This is a genomic window from Agromyces sp. GXQ0307, from assembly GCF_044769845.1.
Taxonomy (GTDB): Bacteria; Actinomycetota; Actinomycetes; order Actinomycetales; family Microbacteriaceae; genus Agromyces.
The window spans coordinates 798960-820169 of record NZ_JBIZVY010000001.1; the positions used below are offsets into that span (position 1 = coordinate 798960).

The 21210-nt window shown below is 71.4% G+C and carries 20 protein-coding genes; 10 read left to right on the forward strand and 10 right to left on the reverse strand.

What is annotated here, in order from left to right; genetic code table 11:
- Positions 1-8: 8 nt before the first annotated feature.
- Both ACIQH8_RS03730 and ACIQH8_RS03735 read right to left on the reverse strand, forming a co-directional pair.
- Positions 9-650 (reverse strand): GyrI-like domain-containing protein, encoded by a 642-nt coding sequence (locus ACIQH8_RS03730; protein WP_400994932.1) that lies wholly within the window; start codon positions 648-650, stop codon positions 9-11.
- Positions 651-693: 43 nt separating this feature from the next.
- Positions 694-1116, reverse strand: a complete 423-nt coding sequence (locus tag ACIQH8_RS03735; protein ID WP_400994935.1) for a hypothetical protein — start codon at positions 1114-1116, stop codon at positions 694-696.
- Positions 1117-1279: 163 nt separating this feature from the next.
- Here ACIQH8_RS03735 and ACIQH8_RS03740 point away from each other — a divergent pair, with 163 nt between their 5' ends.
- Complete coding sequence (locus tag ACIQH8_RS03740) at positions 1280-2158, forward strand: SDR family oxidoreductase (protein ID WP_400994938.1); 879 nt, start codon at positions 1280-1282, stop codon at positions 2156-2158.
- A gap of 32 nt (positions 2159-2190) precedes the next feature.
- Here the strand turns inward: ACIQH8_RS03740 and ACIQH8_RS03745 are convergent, their stop codons facing one another.
- Positions 2191-2868, reverse strand: a complete 678-nt coding sequence (locus tag ACIQH8_RS03745; RefSeq protein ID WP_400994941.1) for a LysE family translocator — start codon at positions 2866-2868, stop codon at positions 2191-2193.
- A gap of 101 nt (positions 2869-2969) precedes the next feature.
- Here ACIQH8_RS03745 and ACIQH8_RS03750 point away from each other — a divergent pair, with 101 nt between their 5' ends.
- Complete coding sequence (locus ACIQH8_RS03750) at positions 2970-3422, forward strand: Lrp/AsnC family transcriptional regulator (RefSeq protein ID WP_400994944.1); 453 nt, start codon at positions 2970-2972, stop codon at positions 3420-3422.
- A 50-nt stretch (positions 3423-3472) separates the two neighbouring features.
- Complete coding sequence (locus ACIQH8_RS03755) at positions 3473-5137, forward strand: M20/M25/M40 family metallo-hydrolase (RefSeq protein WP_400994947.1); 1665 nt, start codon at positions 3473-3475, stop codon at positions 5135-5137.
- Between the two features lie 57 nt (positions 5138-5194).
- Here ACIQH8_RS03755 and ACIQH8_RS03760 read toward each other — a convergent pair whose 3' ends face one another.
- Entirely contained in the window at positions 5195-6211 is a 1017-nt protein-coding gene (locus ACIQH8_RS03760) for an NAD(P)-dependent alcohol dehydrogenase (RefSeq protein WP_400994950.1), read from the reverse strand.
- A 101-nt stretch (positions 6212-6312) separates the two neighbouring features.
- Between ACIQH8_RS03760 and ACIQH8_RS03765 the strand changes: the two genes are divergently transcribed.
- Complete coding sequence (locus ACIQH8_RS03765; RefSeq protein ID WP_400994953.1) at positions 6313-7023, forward strand: TetR/AcrR family transcriptional regulator; 711 nt, start codon at positions 6313-6315, stop codon at positions 7021-7023.
- Positions 7024-7037: 14 nt separating this feature from the next.
- Here the strand turns inward: ACIQH8_RS03765 and ACIQH8_RS03770 are convergent, their stop codons facing one another.
- Positions 7038-7955 carry an RNA polymerase sigma-70 factor gene (locus ACIQH8_RS03770; protein WP_400994956.1) on the reverse strand — a complete coding sequence of 306 codons (918 nt, stop codon included), beginning with the start codon at positions 7953-7955 and terminating at the stop codon, positions 7038-7040.
- A gap of 250 nt (positions 7956-8205) precedes the next feature.
- Here ACIQH8_RS03770 and ACIQH8_RS03775 point away from each other — a divergent pair, with 250 nt between their 5' ends.
- The 3 genes from ACIQH8_RS03775 (at position 8206) to ACIQH8_RS03785 (ending at position 12728) form a co-directional block, all read left to right on the forward strand.
- Positions 8206-10203 carry an acyl-CoA dehydrogenase family protein gene (locus tag ACIQH8_RS03775; protein WP_400994959.1) on the forward strand — a complete coding sequence of 666 codons (1998 nt, stop codon included), beginning with the start codon at positions 8206-8208 and terminating at the stop codon, positions 10201-10203.
- Positions 10204-10344: 141 nt separating this feature from the next.
- Positions 10345-11706 carry a hemolysin family protein gene (locus tag ACIQH8_RS03780; protein ID WP_400994962.1) on the forward strand — a complete coding sequence of 454 codons (1362 nt, stop codon included), beginning with the start codon at positions 10345-10347 and terminating at the stop codon, positions 11704-11706.
- Positions 11703-12728, forward strand: coding sequence for a CNNM domain-containing protein (locus ACIQH8_RS03785; RefSeq protein ID WP_400994965.1), 1026 nt, complete (start codon positions 11703-11705; stop codon positions 12726-12728). The genes ACIQH8_RS03780 and ACIQH8_RS03785 overlap by 4 nt, the downstream gene beginning before the upstream one ends.
- A 25-nt stretch (positions 12729-12753) precedes the next feature.
- Here ACIQH8_RS03785 and ACIQH8_RS03790 read toward each other — a convergent pair whose 3' ends face one another.
- The 5 genes from ACIQH8_RS03790 to ACIQH8_RS03810 all read right to left on the reverse strand — a co-directional run bounded on the left by ACIQH8_RS03790 (position 12754) and on the right by ACIQH8_RS03810 (position 19192).
- Positions 12754-14043 (reverse strand): hypothetical protein, encoded by a 1290-nt coding sequence (locus ACIQH8_RS03790; protein ID WP_400994968.1) that lies wholly within the window; start codon positions 14041-14043, stop codon positions 12754-12756.
- A 22-nt stretch (positions 14044-14065) separates the two neighbouring features.
- Complete coding sequence (locus ACIQH8_RS03795) at positions 14066-15697, reverse strand: hypothetical protein (protein WP_400994971.1); 1632 nt, start codon at positions 15695-15697, stop codon at positions 14066-14068.
- A gap of 189 nt (positions 15698-15886) precedes the next feature.
- On the reverse strand, positions 15887-18004 hold the full coding sequence (locus tag ACIQH8_RS03800) for an alpha/beta fold hydrolase (protein ID WP_400994973.1): 2118 nt from the start codon (positions 18002-18004) through the stop codon (positions 15887-15889).
- A complete protein-coding gene (locus ACIQH8_RS03805; RefSeq protein ID WP_400994976.1) occupies positions 18004-18603 on the reverse strand; it encodes a TetR/AcrR family transcriptional regulator in 600 nt (199 codons plus the stop codon). Before ACIQH8_RS03805 ends, ACIQH8_RS03800 begins: the two co-directional genes overlap by 1 nt.
- A 118-nt stretch (positions 18604-18721) precedes the next feature.
- Positions 18722-19192 carry a dehydrogenase gene (locus tag ACIQH8_RS03810; protein ID WP_400994979.1) on the reverse strand — a complete coding sequence of 157 codons (471 nt, stop codon included), beginning with the start codon at positions 19190-19192 and terminating at the stop codon, positions 18722-18724.
- Positions 19193-19305: 113 nt separating this feature from the next.
- Here ACIQH8_RS03810 and ACIQH8_RS03815 point away from each other — a divergent pair, with 113 nt between their 5' ends.
- The 3 genes from ACIQH8_RS03815 (at position 19306) to ACIQH8_RS03825 (ending at position 21135) form a co-directional block, all read left to right on the forward strand.
- Positions 19306-19773, forward strand: coding sequence for a VOC family protein (locus ACIQH8_RS03815; protein WP_400994981.1), 468 nt, complete (start codon positions 19306-19308; stop codon positions 19771-19773).
- A 7-nt stretch (positions 19774-19780) separates the two neighbouring features.
- Positions 19781-20164 (forward strand): YciI family protein, encoded by a 384-nt coding sequence (locus ACIQH8_RS03820; RefSeq protein ID WP_400994983.1) that lies wholly within the window; start codon positions 19781-19783, stop codon positions 20162-20164.
- A gap of 134 nt (positions 20165-20298) precedes the next feature.
- Positions 20299-21135 carry an alpha/beta fold hydrolase gene (locus ACIQH8_RS03825; protein ID WP_400994986.1) on the forward strand — a complete coding sequence of 279 codons (837 nt, stop codon included), beginning with the start codon at positions 20299-20301 and terminating at the stop codon, positions 21133-21135.
- The last annotated feature ends 75 nt before the right edge of the window (positions 21136-21210 follow it).

The following is a 21210-nucleotide window of genomic DNA, read 5'->3' on the forward strand; positions in this document are numbered from 1 at the left end:
AGACCCCGTCACGCCGACCGGACCGGCTGCCGCAGCACCGTCCGCAGCTTCTCCGGCGCCGTGCGCCGCGGGTCGCTCAGGTAGACCTCGTGGTGCGGCCCGTTGAACGTGAGCCCGTGCTCCGGCATCCACTCGTGATGCAGGCGGGCGAGCGTCGGCGCCTCGTCGGCGAAGGGGCCGAGATGCAGGATCTGCGCCGACTCGCCCTCGTCGAGGTGCACGAGCCGGAGCGCGTCGAGCGACGCCGATCCGCGACCCTTCGCCCTGGTCGCCTCGACACCGGCCGCGACGGCCGCCTCGTCGATCCAGTCGGGTTGGGCGATGAGCATCGTCCAGTTCCAGGCGGCGCGGTCGTTCGCCGTGAACGCGCCGGGGTCGTCCGCCCACCACAGGCCCTCGAGCGGTGCCACAGTGAAATCGCGACCGAGCCGCTTCTTGCTCGCGAACTTCACCGCGTACGCGACGCCGAACAGCGCCTCGACCGCCTCGGCGTAGGCGGGCGTCGTGTTCGGGTCGCCGTGCCCGTCGACCGCGAGGTACCGCATCGGCGGAACGTCGACGAGCGCGAAGTCAGTCGCCGACGGCGCGTACAGCTCGCGGTGCGCGCGCTTGACGTCGTACTTCTCGGGCGCGGTGCCATCCGGTGCCATGCGTGCAGGGTACGCCCGGCCGCGACGACGTGTCGCGGGGGCCTCAGGTCCCGGCGCGGCACAGCCGCTCGCGCACCCACCCCGCGGCATCGGCCTGCGCGAGTTCCCCGGTCCTGACGAGCCGCGCGAACTCGATCGCCTCGTCGCTCAGCCTCCCGTCGGGCGTCGTCGGCGGATCGCGCAGCACCACGGTGGTGAGCCACCGCGTGAGCGGGCCGCCGATGCGTGCCGCGACCGCGACCGTGCCGGCGAAGTGCCGCGCCTGCCCGTCGGTCCGGTCGTCGACGTGGCGGCGGAATCCGCGCCCGCGCAGGCGATTGCGACCACCGGATGCCGCGTCGAGCGCCCAGAACGGACCGCGACGCACCCCGGCCGCGCGTCCGAGCTCCCGCAGGAACCGCCGGTTCGCGTAGCCGCGCTCGGCGAGCCGGTCGATCGAGTCGGCGAGGGCGGTGCACGCATCCATCCGGACAGGGTACGGGCCGTGCGGGCCCTCGCGACCCCCGTCGCGTCGCGCCGGGCGCATGCGCTACGGTGGCGCAATGCAATGCCGGTGAGCCGCCTCCGCTCGTCCCCGATTCCTGCGCGCCGCGCGCCATCACGCGCCGGTGCCGTCGAAAGGCTCACCCATGCATGCATCCCTTCCCCTCGCCGGCCGCACCGCCCTCGTCACCGGCGTCTCCCGTCGACGCGGAATCGGCTTCGCCGTCGCGACCCGGCTCGCCGAGCTCGGCGCGAGCATCGTCGCCCACCACCACCGCCCGCACGACCTCGAGCAGCCGTGGGGCGGCGACGACCTCGACGCGGTGCGCCGCGGCATCCGCTCGGCCCTGACGCCCGGCGCCGAGCTGCGCGACCTCGGCGCCGACCTCGCCGACCCCGCGCAGGCCGAGTCGCTGATCGATGCCGCACGCGGCCTCACCGGCGAGCTCGACCTGCTCGTCTGCAACCACGCGAAGAGCGGCGACGACGGCGGCATCCTCGACATGACGCCCGAACGCTTCGACGCGTTCTGGAGCGTGAACACCCGCTCGACCCTGCTGCTGACGGCCGCGTTCGCGCGCACGAGGCGACCGCGGTCCGGGGCGGATGCCGCACCGCTCCGACCCGGCGAACGACTGCGTCGCGCCGAGCCCTTCACCGAACCGCAGGGTCGCGTGATCTGGATGACCTCCGGGCAGGTGCACGGCCCGATGCGCGGGGAGGTCGCCTACGCGACGAGCAAGGCCGCGCTCGCGGGCATCACCCCGACGGTCGCCGCCGAGCTGCTCGAACTCGGGATCCTCCTGAACACCGTCGATCCCGGCCCGGTGAACACCGGGTACCTCGACCCGGAGACGACCGACCGACCGCTCGACGAGCTCGAGGCGTACCTCGCGACGACGCCGTTCGGCCGGGTCGGCCGACCGGAGGATGTCGCGAACCTCATCGGATGGCTCGCGACCCCGGCCTCCGCCTGGGTCACCGGCCAGGTGCTGACGAGCGACGGCGGCTTCAGCCTGGGGTGACGCGCTGATCGGCCGGGCGTGCGGGCCGCACGCTACCCGACGAGGTGCGTCACCTGCTCGACGACCAGCACCCCCGCCAGCACGATCATCGCCGCGCCGGACACGCGCGACACGACTCGCATCGCCGACGGGCGGAGTCGCAGCACGCGTCGCGCCCCGTACCCGACGATCGAGTAGACGGCCGCGCACGCCCCCACGAAGATGAGGCCGAGCACCGCGAGCTGCACGGGGATCGGCCAGCTGCCGGCGGCATCCGTGAACTGGGGCAGCAGTACGACGAGCACCAGCAGGCCCTTCGGGTTCAGCCCCGAGACGCCGGCGCCCTGCAGCAGGCGAACCCAGGGGCGAGCGGATGCCGCCGCGGGTGCGCCCGCGCCGACGAGCGTGCCGTCGGCGGTCGCCGCACCGCCCCCGGCCACCGCCGCGACGACGGGCGGCTCGCGCAGCACGCGGACGCCGAGGTAGGTCAGGTACGCCGCCGCCGCGAGGGTCAGCACCACGATGAACCACGGCAGCGCGGCCACGGCGGCGCCGACGCCGACCGCCACCGCGGCGACGACGGCGAGGTAGCCGACGAGGATGCCCGCGAGCGACGGCAGGATGGTGCGCTCGCGTGTGCCGGCTGCGATGAGGTACGCCCAGTCGGGTCCGGGCAGGAGCACCATCAGGGTCATCATCACCGAGCACGCGATGAGCAGCTGGACGTCCACGGCGGTCCCCTTCGTTCGATACGACGACGGTACGGAACCCGTCGTGGAAGTCGCTGCCCGATTCCACCCCGCCGCACCGCTCGCGTGGAAGAATCCACCACATGGACGCCATCGACCGGAGAATCCTTGCCGAGCTGCAGCGCGACGGCCGACAGAGCCTCACCGAGCTCGCCGAGCGCGTGCAGCTCAGCATGTCGCCGACGCACCGCCGGCTGCGTGCGCTCGAGGCATCCGGCGCCATCAGCGGCTACCGCGCGATCATCGACCCGGAGGTCGTCGGCATGGGCTTCGGCGCCCTCGTGTTCGTCACCATGGAGCAGGCGAACCGCACGACGGTGCCGGCGTTCGACGAGGCGGTCGCCGAGATCCCCGAGGTGATCCAGGCGCTCCGGCTCTTCGGCGACCCCGACTACCTGCTCCGCGTCGCCGTGCCGGACCTGCCCGCCTACCAGCGCCTCTGGGACGAGAAGCTCTCGGCGCTGCCGGGCGTGCGCCGCGTCGAGTCGACGCTCGTGATGAAGACCATCGTCGACGACCGGCCGCTACCGCTCTGACCTGTGGCCGCGGGGCCCCATGATTGGGGCTGGACCCGCACCCTCCCGGTGTGGAAGCATCCGCTACGGAGAGCCGGCACGACGGCGTGACCGGCGGGAAGGCCGGCATGCAGCACAGGAACAGGCGGATCTGGGGCGTCGCCACCATCGCGGCGCTCGCGGCGGCGACGATCGCCGCGGCACCCGCGTACGCGGCACCGAACCCCAACTCGGTCAAGAAGCTCACGAACGCCGTGACGGCCGAGGCGGTGCTCGAGCACCTCGACGCACTGCAGGACGTCGCCGACGCGAACGGCGGTGACCGTGCGGCAGGGCGCAACGGCTATGCGGCATCCGTCGACTACGTCGTCGGCGAACTCGAGGCAGCCGGCTACACCCCGGAGGTGCAGGAGTTCGAATTCCAGTACGCCGAGGAGAACAGCGAGCTCGCCCGCATCTCCCCGCTGCCGACGACCTACGTGGAGGGCGACGACTTCCTCCGCAACGCCTTCGACACCGGCACGCCGAAGGGCACCGCGACCGGCGCACTCGTGCCCGTCGACGTCAACATCCCCGCCGGTGCGCTCCCGCCGAACAGCAACTCGAGCGGCTGCGAACCGGCCGACTTCGCCGGCTTCCCGGTCGGTGCGATCGCGCTCATGCAGCGCGGCACGTGCGGCTTCGCGGTCAAGGCGCTGAACGCACAGGCGGCAGGCGCGAGCGGCGCCGTGATCATGAACGAGGGCCAGCCCGGGCGCACCGGACTGCTCAACATGATCGGCGACGCGACGGGCCTCGCGATCCCGGTGGTGTTCGCGACCTCGGCCGTCGGCGAGGACCTGTACTCGACGACGCCCGGCACGATCGTCACGGTGACCGTCGACTACGAGGCCGAGACGCGCAGCGCCTACAACGTCATCGCGCAGACCTCAGTCGGCGACACGTCGAACGTCGTCATGGCGGGCGCCCACCTCGACAGCGTCCAGGACGGCGCGGGCATCAACGACAACGGCTCGGGCAGCGCGGCGCTGCTCGAGACCGCCATCCAGATGCAGAAGGCGAAGCCGAACAACGCGGTGCGCTTCGCCTGGTGGGGCGCCGAGGAGGAGGGCCTGCTCGGGTCGGAGTACTACGTCGAGCAGCTCACCGAGGAGGAGGCCGCGGACATCGCGCTCTACCTCAACTTCGACATGATCGCCTCGCCGAACTACATGTTCGGCGTGTACGACGGCGACAACTCCGGTGCGACGGCGCCGGACGGATTCATCCCCGAGGGATCCGCCGAGATCGAGGACGTCTTCGAGGCGTTCTACGACAGCCGCGGCCTGCCGTATCAGGACAGCGAGTTCTCCGGCCGCAGCGACTACGGCCCGTTCATCGCGATCGGCATCCCGGCGGGCGGCCTGTTCACCGGCGCCGAGGGCGTGAAGACCGCTGATGAGGCAGCCCTCTACGGTGGCGTCGCGGGCGCCTCGTACGACCCGTGCTACCACGAGCCGTGCGACAACCTGCGAGGTGACGGCCAGGATGCGGCGCTCTACGACGCGCTGCGCGCGGACTACGAGCTCGTCGGCAACGTCAACGTGTTCGCGCTCGACGTGAACGCCGACGCGGTCGCGGCCGCCGTCGCGACCTTCGCGTTCGACACGTCGACGGTCAACGACGTGCGGGTTCCCGGCAAGTCGCACGGAGCCGGCAAGAGCGCCGACGCATTCGCGAACCGCTTCGACGGCTGAGCGCACCGGCATCGCGGCGGGTGCCCACGCGGGCACCCGCCGCGATGTCGCCTGCGGTCAGCCGACCCGCACGACCACGCTCCCGCGCTTGCGGCCGGTGTCGACGTAGCGGTGCGCCTCGACGATGTCGTCGAGGTCGTAGGCGCGGTCGATCACGGGCCGCAGGTCGCCGACCTCGGCGAGCGCGGCGAGCCGCGCCATCCCCTCGCTGCCCATGGGGCCGCCGGCCTGGTTCACGAGGATGCCGCGGCGACGCGGCCGCAGTGCGGCGCCGACCATGCCGGCCAGGTCGGAGATGACGAGGAGCAGCGCTCCGCCCGGGCGGATCAGGTGCCCGACGCGGGCGAACGGTGCGTTGCCGACGCACTCGACGATCACGTCGTAGCGGGCCTCGGCGCCCGAAGCGCCTGACGCGGGCGCGGCGAAGTCCTCGCGCGTGTGGTCGATGACGTGGGCCGCGCCGAGCGAACGGACGAGTTCCGCGTTGCGCCCGCTCGTGACCGCCGTGACGCGCGCGCCGCGGCGCGCGGCGAGTTGGACGACGGCGGTGCCGACCGCGCCCGAGGCGCCGTTCACGAGCACCTCGCTGCCGGGGCCGATCTCGACGAGGTCGAGGTACCGCAGCGCGGTGTGGCCGCCGAAGACGACGGCCGCGGCCTCCTCGAACGAGAGGTTCGCGGGCTTGCGGGCGACCTCGCCGTCCTCCGGCACGGTCACGAGTTCGGCGTGGCAGCCGAAGCGCGCACCGCGCATGAGGATCACCTCGTCGCCGGGTGCGAAGCGCGTGACGGCCGGACCGACGGCCTCGACCACGCCCGCCGCCTCCATGCCGAGCACCGGGTGCTTCGGCCTGCGGAACCCGATCGCCGGGCCGACGATGAGCCCGAGCCCGCGCGGCACCTCGCGCGTGCGCAGGCGATGGTCGGCGATGCTCACGGTCGAGGCGTGCACGCGCACGAGCAACTCGCCGTCGGCGGGCTCGGGACGCGGGCGGTCCACGACGGCCACGACCTCGGGTCCGCCGAATCGATCGACGACGGCCGCGCGCATGGTCCTGGTGTCGGTGATGGTCATGATCGCTCCCTTACCTTGTAAGTCTTACGACGTAAGATACGCGCTCGGCCCCGTCCTGTCCATACCTCCGAGCACGAAACCTCACGTTGTAAGGTGAACAGATGGGACCCAGGGCAGCCGACGCGCGCACGCGCACACCGCTCACGCGCGAGCGCGTGCTGCAGGCCGCCTCCGATCTCGCCGACCGCGACGGGCTCGAGGCCCTCACCATGCGCGCTCTCGCCGACATGCTCGGCGTCGAGGCGATGTCGATCTACCACCACCTGCCCAACAAGGACGCGATCCTCGACGGCGTCGTCGAACTGACCTTCGCCCAGGTCGCGGCCGAGGCGGGGGGTGAGGGTACGGGCCCGGCGCAGACGGATGCCGCGGGCTGGGCCCCCGCGGTCCGCGACCGCATCCTCGGTGCGCGCCGCGTACTGCTGCGGCATCCGTGGGCCCCCGTCGTCATCGACCGGCGGAAGTCGTTCTCGCCCGCGATGGTCGCGCACGTCGACGGCATCGTGGGCATCATGCGCGCCGCCGGGATGTCGCACGACCTCATCCACCACTCGCTGCACGCGATCGGCAACCGCATCTACGGCTACGTGCAGGAGCTCTCGGACGACGGCCAGGCGCCGCCGCCCGGGCAGCTCGAGCAGATGCGGTCGTTCGCGCCGCACCTCGCGGCGATGCTCGCCGAGGTCGCCCACGTCGACCCCGAGTCGACGCTCGGCTGGTGCGACGACCAGACCGAATTCGAGTTCGGCCTCGACCTCCTCCTCGAGGGGATCGAGCGGCGGCGGCTCGCGGAGGCCGCCGGCGCGGCCTGAGCGACCCGACCGCCTCAGCGCGCGAGCGGCGCCTCCTCGTCGAGCCGCGCGAGCTTGTCGGGGTTCGCGACCGAGAAGATCCGGGTCACGAGGCCGTCCTCGATCGCCACGCTCACCGTGCCGGCGAGCTCGCCGTCGACCTCGAGCCGCAGCGCGGGCGCACCGTTGATCCAGACCATGGATGCCACGGGGTGCAGGTTCCACTTCTCCATCGCGCCCATGAGGAACGACACGATCCTCTGCGCACCGCGGATCGGTCGCCGCGCGGCCCCGCGCGCCTTGCCGCCGCCATCGCCGATCGCGACGACGTCGGGCGCGAGCACATCCATGAGCCCCTGCACGTCGCCGGTGTTGAACGTCACCATGAGCCGCTCGACGACCTGCTCCTGCTCGGTGCGCTCGACCTGCACGCGCGGGCGCCGCGCCGCGACGTGCTCCTTCGCCCGGTGCGCGATCTGCCGCACGGCCGCGGGCGACTTGCCGACGGCGTCGGCGATCTCGTCGTAGCCGAGGTCGAACACCTCGTGCAGCACGAAGACCGCCCGCTCCGCCGGGCCGAGCGTCTCGAGCACGGTGAGCGTCGCCATCGACAGCGACTCCGCGAGCTCGACGTCGTCGGCGACATCCGGACTGGTGAGCACCGGCTCGGGCAGCCACTCCCCCACGTAGTCCTCGCGGCGACGCGAGAGCGTGCGGAGGTGGTTCAGCGACTGCCGCGTCACGACCCGGACGAGGTAGGCGCGTGGATCGCGCACCTCGCTGCGGTCGACGGCCGCCCAGCGAAGCCACGACTCCTGGAGCACGTCCTCGGCGTCGGCGGCCGAACCGAGCAGCTCGTAGGCGACGGTGAACAGCAGCCCGCGGTGCACGACGAACGAGTCGGCGGCGCCACCGCCCGCGCCGGCGCCGGCCGCACGCTCGTCCTCGCCCATGCGCAGCACCCTACGCCGCCCCGCCGACCGGCGAGCAGCTCCGCGAGCGGCCATCGTCATGGTGTCCTCCCGAGTCCGGTTCCGGTCCGGATGCGTTCGACATGGAGACACCGGCGACGGCGCGGGTGTGACATCCGGCCCGGTGTCGCGACATCCGCTCTGCGAATGAGACCGGCCGGACCCGCCGGCGCAAGGGCTGGTCGACCCCGCACCCCCGGGCGTACGTTGAAGGCAGAACGAGGAGGTCCGCGTGAACGCCACCCGAGAGTCCGCCGTCGCCCCCGTTTCCCCCGCGCATGCCGCCGCATCCGCGCCGCCCGCCGCCGAGGTCGGCGAGCAGGAGTCCCGTGCCGTCGCCGAGGCCGCGCGCGAACAGGAGTGGCGGAAGCCGAGCTTCGCCAAGGGCCTGTACCTGGGGCGGTTCGACCTGTCGCTCATCAGCCCGCACCCGCGACCGGCCGCCGAACGCCGCGAGCGCGGCGAGGCGTTCCTCGCCGACCTCGAGGCGTTCCTCCGCACGGTCGACGTCGCGGCGATCGAGCGCGACGCCCGCATCCCCGACGACGTCTTCCAGGGCCTCGCCGAGCTCGGCGCGTTCGGGATGAAGATCCCCGTCGAGTACGGCGGGCTCGGCCTCGGCCAGTTCTTCTACAACCGCGCGCTCGTGATGGTCGGCTCCGTGAACGCGAGCATCGGCGCGCTGCTCTCCGCACACCAGTCGGTCGGCGTGCCCGAGCCGCTCATGCTCGCCGGGACCGAGGAGCAGAAGCGGCGATGGCTGCCGCGGTGCGCGGCCGGCGCGGTCAGCGCCTTCCTCCTCACCGAACCCGAGGTCGGCTCCGATCCGGCCCGACTGCAGGCCACGGCCGTCCCCAGTGAGGACGGCTCGGAGTACGTCCTCGACGGCACCAAGCTGTGGACGACCAACGGCGTCGTCGCCGAGCTCCTCGTGGTCATGGCCCGAGTGCCGAAGTCGGACGGGCATCGCGGCGGCATCAGCGCCTTCATCGTCGAAGCGGATGCCCCGGGCATCACCGTGCACCGGCGGAACGCGTTCATGGGCCTCCACGGCCTCGAGAACGGGCTCACCTCGCTGAAGGGGGTGCGTGTTCCGGCCGCGAACCTCGTCGGCCAGGAGGGCCAGGGGCTGAAGATCGCGCTGACGACCCTCAACGCGGGCCGGCTCGCCATCCCCGCGATCTGCGCAGGTGCCGGCAAGTGGAGCCTGAAGATCGCGCGCGAGTGGTCGAACGCGCGCGTGCAGTGGGGGCGCCCGGTCGGCGAGCACGCCGCGGTCGCCCACAAGGTCGCGTTCATCGCCGCGACGACCTTCGCTCTCGAGGCCGTCGTCGACCTCTCGGGCGTGCTCGCCGACGAGGACCGCAAGGACATCCGGATCGAGGCCGCGCTCGCGAAGCTGTGGGCGTCGGAGATGGGATGGCGCATCGCCGACGAGCTCGTGCAGATCCGCGGCGGCCGTGGCTTCGAGACGGCGGCGTCGCTGCAGGCGCGTGGGGAGCGCGCCGTCGGCGCCGAGCAGCTCCTCCGCGACCTGCGCATCAACCGGATCTTCGAGGGCTCGACCGAGATCATGCGCCTGCTCATCGCGCGCGAGGCCGTCGACGCGCACCTCACCGCGGCGGGCGACCTCATCGACCCGAAGCTCGAGCTCGCGGGCAAGCTGAAGGCCGCGGCCTCGGCCAGCGGGTTCTACGCACGGTGGCTGCCGAAGCTGGTCGCGGGCGCCGGCGACCTGCCCACCGCCTACGACGAGTTCGGCGCGCTCGCGCCGCACCTTCGGTACGTCGAGCGCACGAGTCGCAAGCTCGCCCGGGCCACCTTCTACGGCATGGCCCGATGGCAGGGCGGGCTCGAGCGCAAGCAGGGCTTCCTCGGACGGGTCGTCGACATCGGCGCCGAGCTGTTCGCCGTGTCGGCGTCGTGCGTGCGTGCGGCCGGGATCGCCGCGGACGACCCGGCGCACGCCAGGTCCGCGTTCCAGCTCGCCCACACCTTCGCCGAGCAGTCCCGTCACCGCACCGAGCGCCTCCTCGACGAGCTCTGGAAGAACACGGATGCCACGGACGAGCGCCTCGCCTCCCGCGTGCTCGGCGGTGACTACGCGTGGCTCGAGGACGGCATCCTCGACCCGAGCGAGGGCACGGGCCCGTGGATCGCCGAGCAGGTTCCGGCCGACGCCGCCGAGGACGTGCACCGATCGGTCGTTCGTCCGCCGACCGAGCCGTAACGCGTGTCGAGTCACGGCGCCTTCCGAGCCATCGTCGGTACGCTCGAACTCGTCACCCGAGTCCTGGAGGCGTCGAGCACCTGTGGCCCATCCCATCGACGGTCCGCACCGCGTCGCGTCGTGCTCGCCTGAGGTGCCCTCGTGATCGGGGCGCTGCTGCTGCTCCTCGTGGGGATCGTCCTGACCTCCGCGATCATCGCCGCCAACGGCTACTTCGTCGCGCAGGAGTTCGCGTACATGTCGGTCGACCGTGCGCGGCTGCGGGCCCGAGCCGAACAGGGAGACGCGGCGGCCGAACGCGCCCTGGCCGTCACCCGTCGCACCTCGTTCATGCTGTCCGGCGCGCAACTCGGGATCACCGTGACGGGCCTGCTGGCCGGGTACGTCGCCGAGCCGTTCATCGGCGAGTCGCTCGGCGCGCTGCTCGGCGGGGTCGGCGTACCGCAGTCCGTCGGCGTGGCCGTCGGAACCGTGCTCGCCCTCGCACTCGCGACCATCGCCCAGATGATCTTCGGGGAACTCTTCCCGAAGAACCTGGCGATCGCCGACCCGGAGCCGCTCGCCCGCAGGCTCGCGCGGTCGACGCAGGTGTACCTCGGCGCCTTCGGATGGCTCATCCGGGTGTTCGACGCGGCATCCAACGGGGTGCTCCGCCTCATCCGCGTCGAACCGGTGCACGACGTCGACTCGAGCGCCACCGCGGAGGACCTGGAGCACATCATCGACGACTCCCGCGCCAGCGGCGACCTCCCGGAGGAGCTGTCGATCCTGCTCGACCGGATCCTCGACTTCCCGGGCCGCGACGTCGAGCACGCGATGGTGCCGCGGGTGCGCGTCGACGTCGTCGAGCCCGAGACCACGATCGCGGAGCTGCGGACGATCATGGCGGAGGGTCACACGCGCTACCCCGTCATCGGCGAGCGCGAGGAACCCATCGGCGTAGTCCACCTGGCCGACGTCATGAGGGCCGAGCCCGACGACGCCCGACCGGTCCGCGAGATCATGCGGCCTCCGCTCGTGGTACCCACCCTGATGCCGCTGCCCGATGCACTCGAGCAGCTCACCGGCACGCGCAACGAGCTCGCGTGCGTCATCGACGAGTACGGCGGGTTCAGCGGCGTCGTCACGATCGAGGACCTCGCCGAGGAACTCGTCGGCGAGATCGCCGACGAGCACGATGCCGCGCCCGTCGCCGCCGCCGAGCTCGACGCCGACGGCGTGTGGGTGATGGACGGCGACGTGCACCTCGACGAGGTCGCGCGGATCATCGGCCGGGACCTGCCGCGCGGTGACTACGAGACCATCGCCGGCCTCGTGATCGCCGAGGTGCGCGGGCTGCCCCGTCCGGGCGAGTCCGTCGAGATCGAGCTGCCCGTCAGCGGCGCCGACCTCGCCGAGGGCGACGCCGAGGCCGCGCGGCTCCGCGTCGAGGTCGCCGAGATCGCCCGGCACGTGCCATCCGTCGTCAGGGTGGCCGTGATCGAGACGGAGGCCGACCGATGAACCCGTGGGTGGTCGTTCCCGTCACGATCGGGTTGATCGCGCTGAGCGCGTTCTTCGTCGTCATCGAGTTCGCGCTCATCGGCGCCCGCCGCCACCGCCTCGAGCAGGACGCCGCGGGCAGCGCGTCGGCGCGGGCGGCGCTGCGCGGCATGAACGAACTGACGATCATGCTCGCCGGCGCACAGCTCGGCATCACGGCGTCGACGTTCGCGCTCGGCGCGGTCACCAAGCCCGCGGTCGACGAATGGCTCGGCCCGGTGCTCGCCTCATGGGGCCTGCCCGACTGGCTCGCGGGCGGCACGGCGTTCGCGCTGGCGCTGCTGATCGTCACGTTCCTCCACCTCGTGATCGGCGAGATGGCGCCGAAGTCCTGGGCCATCGCGCACCCGGAGGCCGCGGCGAAGCTCATCGGCCTACCATCACGCGGGTTCGTCCGGATCTTCCGGCCGCTGCTGCTCTGGGTGAACCGGATCGCGAACGTGCTGGTCGCGAAGACCGGCGTGGATCCGGTCGACCGGGCGGCCGTCGGCGGCCGCGACGCCGACACCATCCGCAACCTCGTCGAGTACTCGACGCAGGTCGGGGTATTGGAACCCGAGTTGCGCACCCAGATCACCGAGGTCATCGCGCTGCAGGAGCTGACCGTCGAGGCGATCACGACCCCGAACGCGACGCCGACGTCGGTCGGGGCGGATGCCACGGTCGCCGACGTGCGCGCGGCCGCGCTCGAGTCCGGGCACCTCCGGATCCTGCTCGAGGAGCCGGACGGGCGCATGACGCGCGTCGTGCACGCCCGCGACACGCTGCTGGCCGGCGGTGCCGAGCGCGCCGATGCGTTCGCGCGGCCCGCGTTCCGCGTCGATGGCGCGACCCGCGCCTACGAGCTCCTCCGGCGCATGCGCGAGGAGCAGGTCCAACTCGCCGTCGTCGAGCACGACGACGAGCTGCTCGGCATCGTCACCCTCACCGACGTCGTGAAGCGCGTGCTCCCGGTCGCGGGCGAGCTGCCGGAGAACCGCTGACGCGAGCGAAGTGCTTCGACGCGCGTCACTTCACGTCGACCACGTCGCATCCGATGAACGCGACCGTACCGCCCGAGCCGTCGGCGGACCGTCCGAACACGCAGGCCTCGACATCACTCGGATCCAGCGCATCCCGCCGCGGAGCGAAGTGCAGCACCGCATCGATGTCGCCGTCGCCCTTCTTCGGCTCGGCGACATCCGACGGATGGACCTGGCCATGCGATTCGGCCACGCCGACGCCGCCGAGGAGCGATGTCTCGGAACCGAAGCGCACCGTGGTCGCATCGATCGTGGTCGCATCGAACGCGTAGGGCAGGCCGTATTCGCCGGCTGCGGTGGTGAGGACCGCCACCGGCACGTCGCCCCCGTTGAGCTTCACGGGGTTGCGAGACGATCCCGGCTGGACGTCGATCTTCACGGGGATCGCGCAATCGACGGAGAACGTCTCCTCCATCGCGTCGTTCGCCGTCTCGGCGTCGACCACGGTCGCGAGTTCGGGCGCGATCTCGGTTCGGAACGTCACGTCGTGCGTGCCCGGCTCGGTGCACTCGATCTCGTAGTCCGCGGCCAGTTCGCCCGGCGTCCCCACGGCGAGCGCGGCGACATCGGTCACCGTCGGGTCGGACGGCACGACGCTCAGCCCGGATCCGGCTGCCACCGAACGGGTCACCTCCGCGGCGACCGGCGAGTCGGGGCCGAGGTTCTCCACCGTGCTGATGACGGAGACCGACGCCGTCTCGCCGACGACGGTGAACAGCGGACCGGTCGGATCGACCGATGTGACCGCGAGGTCCGCCTCGAGGCAGTCGGGATCGTCGGGGTTGGCCACGCAGAAATCGTGGATGGCTCCGGTGAGGTCGACATCCAGGACCTCCTGATCCATCGCGACGTCGATGACGCGCATGCTCGCGAGTTCGGGCACGAACGGCACGATGAAGCTGCCCGACCCGCTCTCCTGCACCTCGAGACGCTCGGTGTCGCCGTAGGTGAATACCCAGAGCGGGCTCCACGCGTTCAGGGTGTCGATCACGCCGCCGTCGCCGTCCTCCAGCACGAGGTGCATGATCGGCGGATCACCGACATGGGAATGCGCGCGTTCGATCGACACCGCAGTATCCGTCGCGGTCGCATTCGTGCGCGACGCGAAGTCCGCACGGACCACGACCGACTTGGCCGGATCGGCCGCGCCGTCGACGAAGGTCGGGAGCGGCGCAGTCGCCGGGTCGTCGCCGGGCGCGGATTGGGCGGCGAACGGGATCGCCAACGCGGCCAGGACCACCGAGCCCACCGCGAGACCGGTCAGGGTGACGGTCATCGATCGCATCGTCATCGCCTCCTCAGCATCCGGCCGCTCGGCATTGGCCGAAGATGTAGTCGAACCTGCGGAGATCGGCGCCCTGGGCCGCCGCGTTGTCGACCATGATGTCGTTCGACACCGGATCGGAGATGGTCCAGTCGGTGTCGAAGAACCAGAACCCGTCCTCCTCGAACTCCTGGCAGGATGCCGCCGTGCGCCCGTCGGTGAACGCCCCGATGTCGTCGGTGCAGTCCTCCGGTTCCTCGTACACGTTGGGCGCAACGTCCTGCTGGAAGTACCCGCCGTCGCACGTGGAGCTCATCGAGCCCGGGCGCTGGTCGCAGTACTCGTCGGCGAGCCCGAAGGGCTGGTGCCCGGTCTCGTGGGTGACGACCTGGAAGGCATCGCCGCGGTAGGTGGTGTCGAGGGTGCTCGAGAAGATCCGATCGCCGCGCAGGGCGCAGTCGCGTTGCGACTTGCGATGCAGGATGGCACCGGAATCCACCCAGCCGAAGCTGTCGTCCCACCGTGCGGGAAGGCTGTGGTCGCAGTCGCCGTCGTTCGCGTCGTCGGCTTTCGCCTGGTTCAGGACGATCCAGAAGTTGAAGCCGTCCTGGTTCTCGAGGAACGGGTCGAAGCCGTAGTAGGAGGTCGCGATCACCGAGGCGACGTCCGCGATGAAGGCGGCATTCTCGGGCGCCGAGCCCGAGAACGGATAAGTGTCGCTGTCGGCGATGAACATGATGTCGAGCCGGCTCGAGCTCGGACCCGTGTAGACGACCGGGAAGTCGACGGTGCCCGGGTCGCCCTCAGTCGCGAGACGCCAGCCGCTGAAGATCTCCGTGCCGGTCTTCGTCAGCCCGCACCCGTAGCCGAACCGGTTGTCGTCCGACGCATCTCCCGTCGCGACGAAGGTGGTCGTGGCGGTCGTGACGCTCGACGTGTCGACGACGCGCGTGCGCGTTCCGACGTCGGTGGTGTCCTGCTGCACCCAGATCTCGAGGTCGTCGGCGAAGAGCGGAGCCAACGACCCGTCGAGCGCCTCGGCCCTGATGGTCACCGTGTCTCCCGGCTGCGGCCAGGCGGGTGTGTGCGTGCAGCGGATGCGGAGGCCCGGCGCACTGGGCGGAGGCTGGACTTCGACCTTCATGGTCAGTTCGACTCGGTCGGCGTCGGTTCCCGAGAACACGCCGCTCGCGCCGCACGCGATGGTCTGGCCGTCGAGCTGCGCCTCGCACGGCGCGATCGTGGCGAACCCGGCGACGGCCGCCCCCGGGGACTGCGACGCATCGAACAGGTCGTCGTCGAAGCAGAATCCGCCGTCCTCCTCCCAGACCTCGACGCTGATCGGGATCTGTCCCGCGGGCGAGAGCGTCGCAGCATCGACCGTCCGCGAGAACTCCCAGTCGGGTGTGATCTCAGCGTTGCCCTCCCAGTCGTCCTGCGACGGCGTGTCCTCGTTGTTGTACGCCTGCCCGGCGATGTCGAGCTTGACGTACCAGTCCGGATCACCGCATCCGTCGTCTCCGCCGAGCAGCTTGATCCGTTCGATCGTCACCGCCACTTGGACGTCCGGTGCGGCGTAGGCCGGTGCCGCCGAGGTGACGGCGAGCACCGGGGCGGCCAGGACGACCACTGCGACCGGCGCGATGAGTGCGCGTACTCCCTGCATGGTGCTCCCCCAAGGACGATGCCGATGCCGATCATCGGCGCGACCTCTTCCACCCACAGGCGTACTCCGGGACGGTTCGCGAGACGACCCCCGAACGGGTGGTTTTGGGTCGTCCGGGTACACACGCGCGACGCCGGCAGGACCGCGACGCAACAGTTCACCGTCAGGTGAACCGGGCGGGCGCGAGCGTCAGAGCAGCCGCCCGATCATCGCCGCCGCGCGCGCCGCGCCATCCGTCTCGACGTCGCGGTAGTCGACGACGCGGCCGAGTTCCTCGGCCATGGCCGCGGCGAGTGCCTCGGGCTCGAGGTCGTCGTACTCCATGAACCGGCCGGCGCGGTAGCGGTCGAGCCGGGCGCGCACGTGGAAGCGCTGCTCGAAGTGCTGCTGCAGCGGCACGTAGATGAAGGGCACCTTGGCGGCGGTGAGCTCCATCGTGGTCGTGAGCCCGCCCTGCACGATCGCGAGGTCGCAGGCGGCGAGGTGCTCGTGCAGGTTCGGCACGTACGCGCGGTACTCGACGCCCGGCACCCGCGGGAGGCTCGCCGGGTCGATGCGCGGGCCGGTCACCACGATCATCCGCAGGCCGGGGATGGCGCGGTGCGCCGCCTCGGCGGCCGCGACGACGCGGCGGAGCAGCGAGACTCCGACGCCGGACCCCCCGACTGCCGCGATGACGACGCGTTCCTCGGGGCGGTACCCGAGGCGCTCCCGCAGTTCCGCCTTCTCGCCGAGCGCGGCGGGGTCGAAACCGGTGATGTACCCGGAGAAGTCGAAGTGCTCCTCGGTCCAGTCGCGGATCCTCGGCAGGCCCGGGCCGAACGTGTCGGGCACGATGTCGTCGGCGGAGCCGACGAACACCGCGGCGTCGCGGATGCGGCCGAAGCGGTCGACGTGCTCGATCATCTCGAGGTTGTAGTCGGCGGCCACCGCCGCCTCGCGCGGGCCGCGCGACGGCATCGGCAGGTAGCCGACGAAGTCGGTCATCCAGGCGAACGCCCCGCGCTTGAGGTTGGGATTCTCGAACAGGTAGTGGTCGACGTCCCACGCCTCGTCGGCGATCACCAGGTCGTACTCACCCGACGCGACGACCTCTTCGAACACCATGAAGTTGTGCAGGAGGATCTCGTCCATGTCGCGGATGGACTGGAACACCGCGAGGTCGTGGTCGCCGCTGTCGTGCTCGATGTGGGTGGACTCGCTGGCGAGGGCGGCGGATGCCGGGTGGAGGCGCTCGTCCGCGACCGCGAGCACGCGCGTCACCGGGTCCTGCGCGAGCCAGTCGATGCGCGTGTTCGGGTGGAGCGCCCGGAGCTCCTGCGCGATCGCGAGGTCGCGCCGAGCGTGACCGAGCCCGATCGGCGACGACAGGTAGAGCACCGACTGCTCGCGGCCGGGACCCACCCACCAGGTCGCGTCGAGCCGAGTGGTGCCGAAGACGCGATCGCCGAAGGCGCGGATGGCGTGGTTCACGCGGACCGGGAACCGCACGTGGGGCGCGTGGCCGGCGTGCTCGATCTCGAGCAGCTCGGCGCCCGGGATGATCTGCTGCATGACACGCGAGGACTCGAAGGACGTGATGCGGTCGTCGGTGCCGTGGATGAGCAGCGTCGGGATCGTGAGTCCCTCCAGGCGACGTCGGAGTTCCTCGACCGTGAGCTCGTCGTAGTCGTCGGTGATCGACCAGGCCAGGACGTCGGGTCGCTGGTCGAGCCCCCACTCGACGAGGTCGTCCCACGCCTTCGTCGAGTGCGGGTCGGACGCGACCTGCGACATGAAGAACTCGACGAAGTCGGGCCAGTCGCGCTGCCAGTAGTCGAGGTCGAACTTCGCCCATCCCTCGGGCTCGGGGTTTGCCTCGGGGTCGTAGGGCACGTCGGGCGTTCGTTCGGAGAGCGGGACGACCCACGGATGGTGCCCCCCGATCGAGACGATCCCGTCGACCCGGTTCGGATGCATCGCGGCGAGGTTGATCGCGATCTCGCCGCCCATCGAGAACCCGACCGCGACCACGGCATTCGTGCCCGTCGCATCGAGCACGGCGATCGCGTCGGCCACGCGATGTCCGAAGCTGTAGCGGCCAGGCTCGAGGGGTCGCGACGAGCGCCCGGCGCCGACGGCGTCGTAGATCACGACGCGGAAGTGGCGAGCGAGGTAGGGCAGCTGCATCTTCCAGACGCGCTCGTGGACCAGTTCCCAGGTCGGCAGGAGGAGGATCGTCGGGCCGGTCGCGCCGTAGACCTCGTAGTGGATGGTCGCCCCGGCGCGCTCGACCTCGCCCTCGGCGGTGGGGGTGGCGACCTCCATCAGGCGACCTCCCGCTCCATCGCGCGCTCGCCGGCCTCGATGAGCGTGCCGATCGCCCGCAGCGACTCCCGCAACGGCAGTTCGTCCTCGTGCCGGGAGAGGATGAGGAGCTCGGCGCCGATGAATGCGGCGGAGGTGAGGGCGACGACCTGTTCGATGGTGAGCGGTCCGAACGAGAAGCCGCGCTCGGCGTGGCGACGTGCGGCGGTCGTGAGCACCTCGGACCAGCCGTGGATGATGTCGTGCACCCGCTCGCCGATGAGCTCGTTCGACAGGCCGGCGGCCATCATCTCGAGCAGCACGCGGACATAGCCCGAGGCGAGGTCGTCGTCGAGGTAGTCGCACGCGGTCGCCCACTGGGCCGAGAGCGGCTCGTCTTCGGCGTACATCGCGCCCTGCCGCTTGAGCAGCTGCGCGTTCTCAGCGTCGAGCATGCTCAGCACGAGCAGTTCCTTCGAGCCGAAGTGGTAGTGGATCTGCGAGAGCGGCACGCCCGCGAGGTCGGCGACCTTCCGGGTCGACAGTGCGGCGTAGCCCTGCTCGACGACCAGGCGACGTGTGGCGTCGAGGATGCGGGCGACGGTGGTGTTGGTCGGCATGATGCCTTCCTTCGATTCGTTCGGTCGATCGACCGATTTCGCGAGCGAGGCTACTCCGCGCCCAGCCGTGCGTCAAGGCGACCGGGCGAGGTCGCCTCCTCGGGTCAGCCCCTCGCGGTCAGCCGCGCGCGTCCTCCAGGTGCGGCGCGCCACGGCTCAGCACCTTCACGACGAGGTTGTGGCGGCGCAGGGTCCGGATGGTGCGGGCCACCTCCTCCGGCGAGCGTCCGAGCGCCTGCTCGTTGACGACGACGAGCACGTCGCCCGCCTGCAGGGTCGCGAAGAGCCGGCCGAGCCGCTGCTCCCAGGTCTCGGGCATGTCGGGCGTCGGGTACCGGAAGTCCAGGATCTGCACACCGAACCGCGTCAGTGCGGTGCGCTGCTCGAGGATCGGCGGCATGTCGTCGCGGGGCACGACGAGGCCGACGAGCCGGGAGCCCTCGGGCCGCGCCTTCCACCAGTCGTGATTCTGCTGCAGCTCGACGAAGCACTCCGGGCAGCCGATCGCGTGATGGCCGGGCACGTGGTGGCCGGCGGCGGCGGGGTCGCCCGCGGCATCCGTCGTCGTACCGGTCTGCTGTTCGTCCATGTCGGTCACCCTCGTCGCCGCCCTCCGCGTCCTCTCCATTCTCGCCGACCCCGGCCCATCGGCGTACGCTGACCCCGATCGCGCAGCGCGCGCACCCGGACGAGGAGGGACCAATGGCCGAGCTCACACCGATCCAGCCCTGCCTGTGGTTCGACGACCAAGCGCGCGAGGCGATGGCGTACTACACCGAGGTCTTCCCGAACTCCTCCATCGACCGCATCGACGAGTACCCCGACGAGTCGCTCGACGAGCACTTCCGGGGCATGGCGGGCAAGGTGCTGAACGGGCAGTTCCGGCTGAACGGCGTGCCGTTCACGTGCCTCGATGGCGGACCGCTCTTCACGTTCAACGAGTCGATCTCGTTCATCATCGCGTGCGCCGACCAGGCCGAGATCGACCACTACTGGGAGAAGCTCTCGCACGTGCCCGACGCCGAGGCGTGCGGCTGGTGCAAGGACCGATTCGGCGTGAGCTGGCAGGTCATCCCCGCGAACATGGGCGAGCTCACGCGCCGGCCCGAGCAGATCCGCGTGATGATGCAGCAGAAGAAGATCGTCATCGCCGAGCTCGAGAACGCGTGAACGGCGGATGGCGCGGAACTACCCCGACATCCCGCACGAGTTCGATGTCGTCACGCTCGTCGTGCTGCGGCGCCCCGCCCGTGCGCCCGAGCTGACCGAGGCGGAGCTCGACGACCTCCAGGCGCGGCACCTGGCATACCGGGCCGCGCTGCGGCGCGACGGCGTGATCGTCGCGAACGGCCCCTTCGACGCGCAGAGCGACCCGTCGTTCCGCGGCATGTCGATCTTCGCGTGCGACCCCGCCGAGGCGGCGCGCCTCACCGACGGCGACCCGTCCGTGATCGCCGGGCGGCTCACGTACGACGTGATGGAGTGGTGGGTTGCGGCCGGCACGCTCGGGTTCCCGCTCGCGACCGGACCGGTCGGCGAGCGACGGGTCATGCCGGACTGAGGGTCGAGCCCTCGTCCGCCACGACTACGCGCCGCACGTGGTTCGGCACCGCCTCGCCACAGACGATGGTTGATCCCGACGGCCGTGCCCGTCCGGGCCGATCCCGCCGTCCCCGAATCCGAGGAAGGTCCACCTTGCACGCCACGAACCCCCGCCGCCGGCGCCGTCCGGTCCGCGTCGCGATCGCCGCGGCAGCGGCCGCCGTCGCCGTCACCGCGGCCTCGGTCGCGATCCCGGCGGCCGCGGACGCCGCCCGCGCACCCTGCGAGCCGAAGCCCACGATCGTGCTCGTCCACGGCGCGTTCGCCGACTCGTCCGGCTGGAACGACGTCACCGAACGCCTGCAGAAGCGCGGGTACACCGTGCTCGCGGCATCCAACCCGCTGCGCGGCCTGCACACCGACGCGGCATACGTCCGCTCCATCCTCGAGACCATCGAGGGCCCGATCGTCCTCGTCGGTCACTCGTACGGCGGAGCGGTCATCACGAACGCTGCGACGGGTCTGGAGAACGTGCAGGCGCTCGTCTACGTGGCCGCCTACGCGCTCGACGAGGGCGAGAGCCTCGTCCAGGCGAACGCGCTCGGCGGCGGGCACACCGACCTCGCCGATCACCTCGTCATCCGCCCCTACCCCGGCGCACCCGAGGGCGACGCCGACGGCTACATCGACCCGGCGTACTTCCACGAGCTCTTCGCCGCCGACCTGCCGAAGAAGCAGACCGCGGTGATGGCCGCCTCGCAGCGGCCGGCCGCCGTGCAGGCGCTGTTCACCCCGTCGGGCGAGCCCGCCTGGGCGAGCATCCCCAGCTGGTACATCATCGCCGCGGAGGACCACACCATCCCGCCCGAGGCCGAGCGCGCCATGGCCGAGCGCGCCGGTTCGACGACGATCGAGCTCGACAGCTCGCACGTCGCCATGATGAGCCATCCGGGCGCGGTCGTCGACGTCATCCTCGACGCCGCCGGGTGAACGCGCAGCACCGCTGACACGCGCCGCGGCATCCGCTCCGCATCGGGGCGGATGCCGCGGCTCGTCACATCCCCT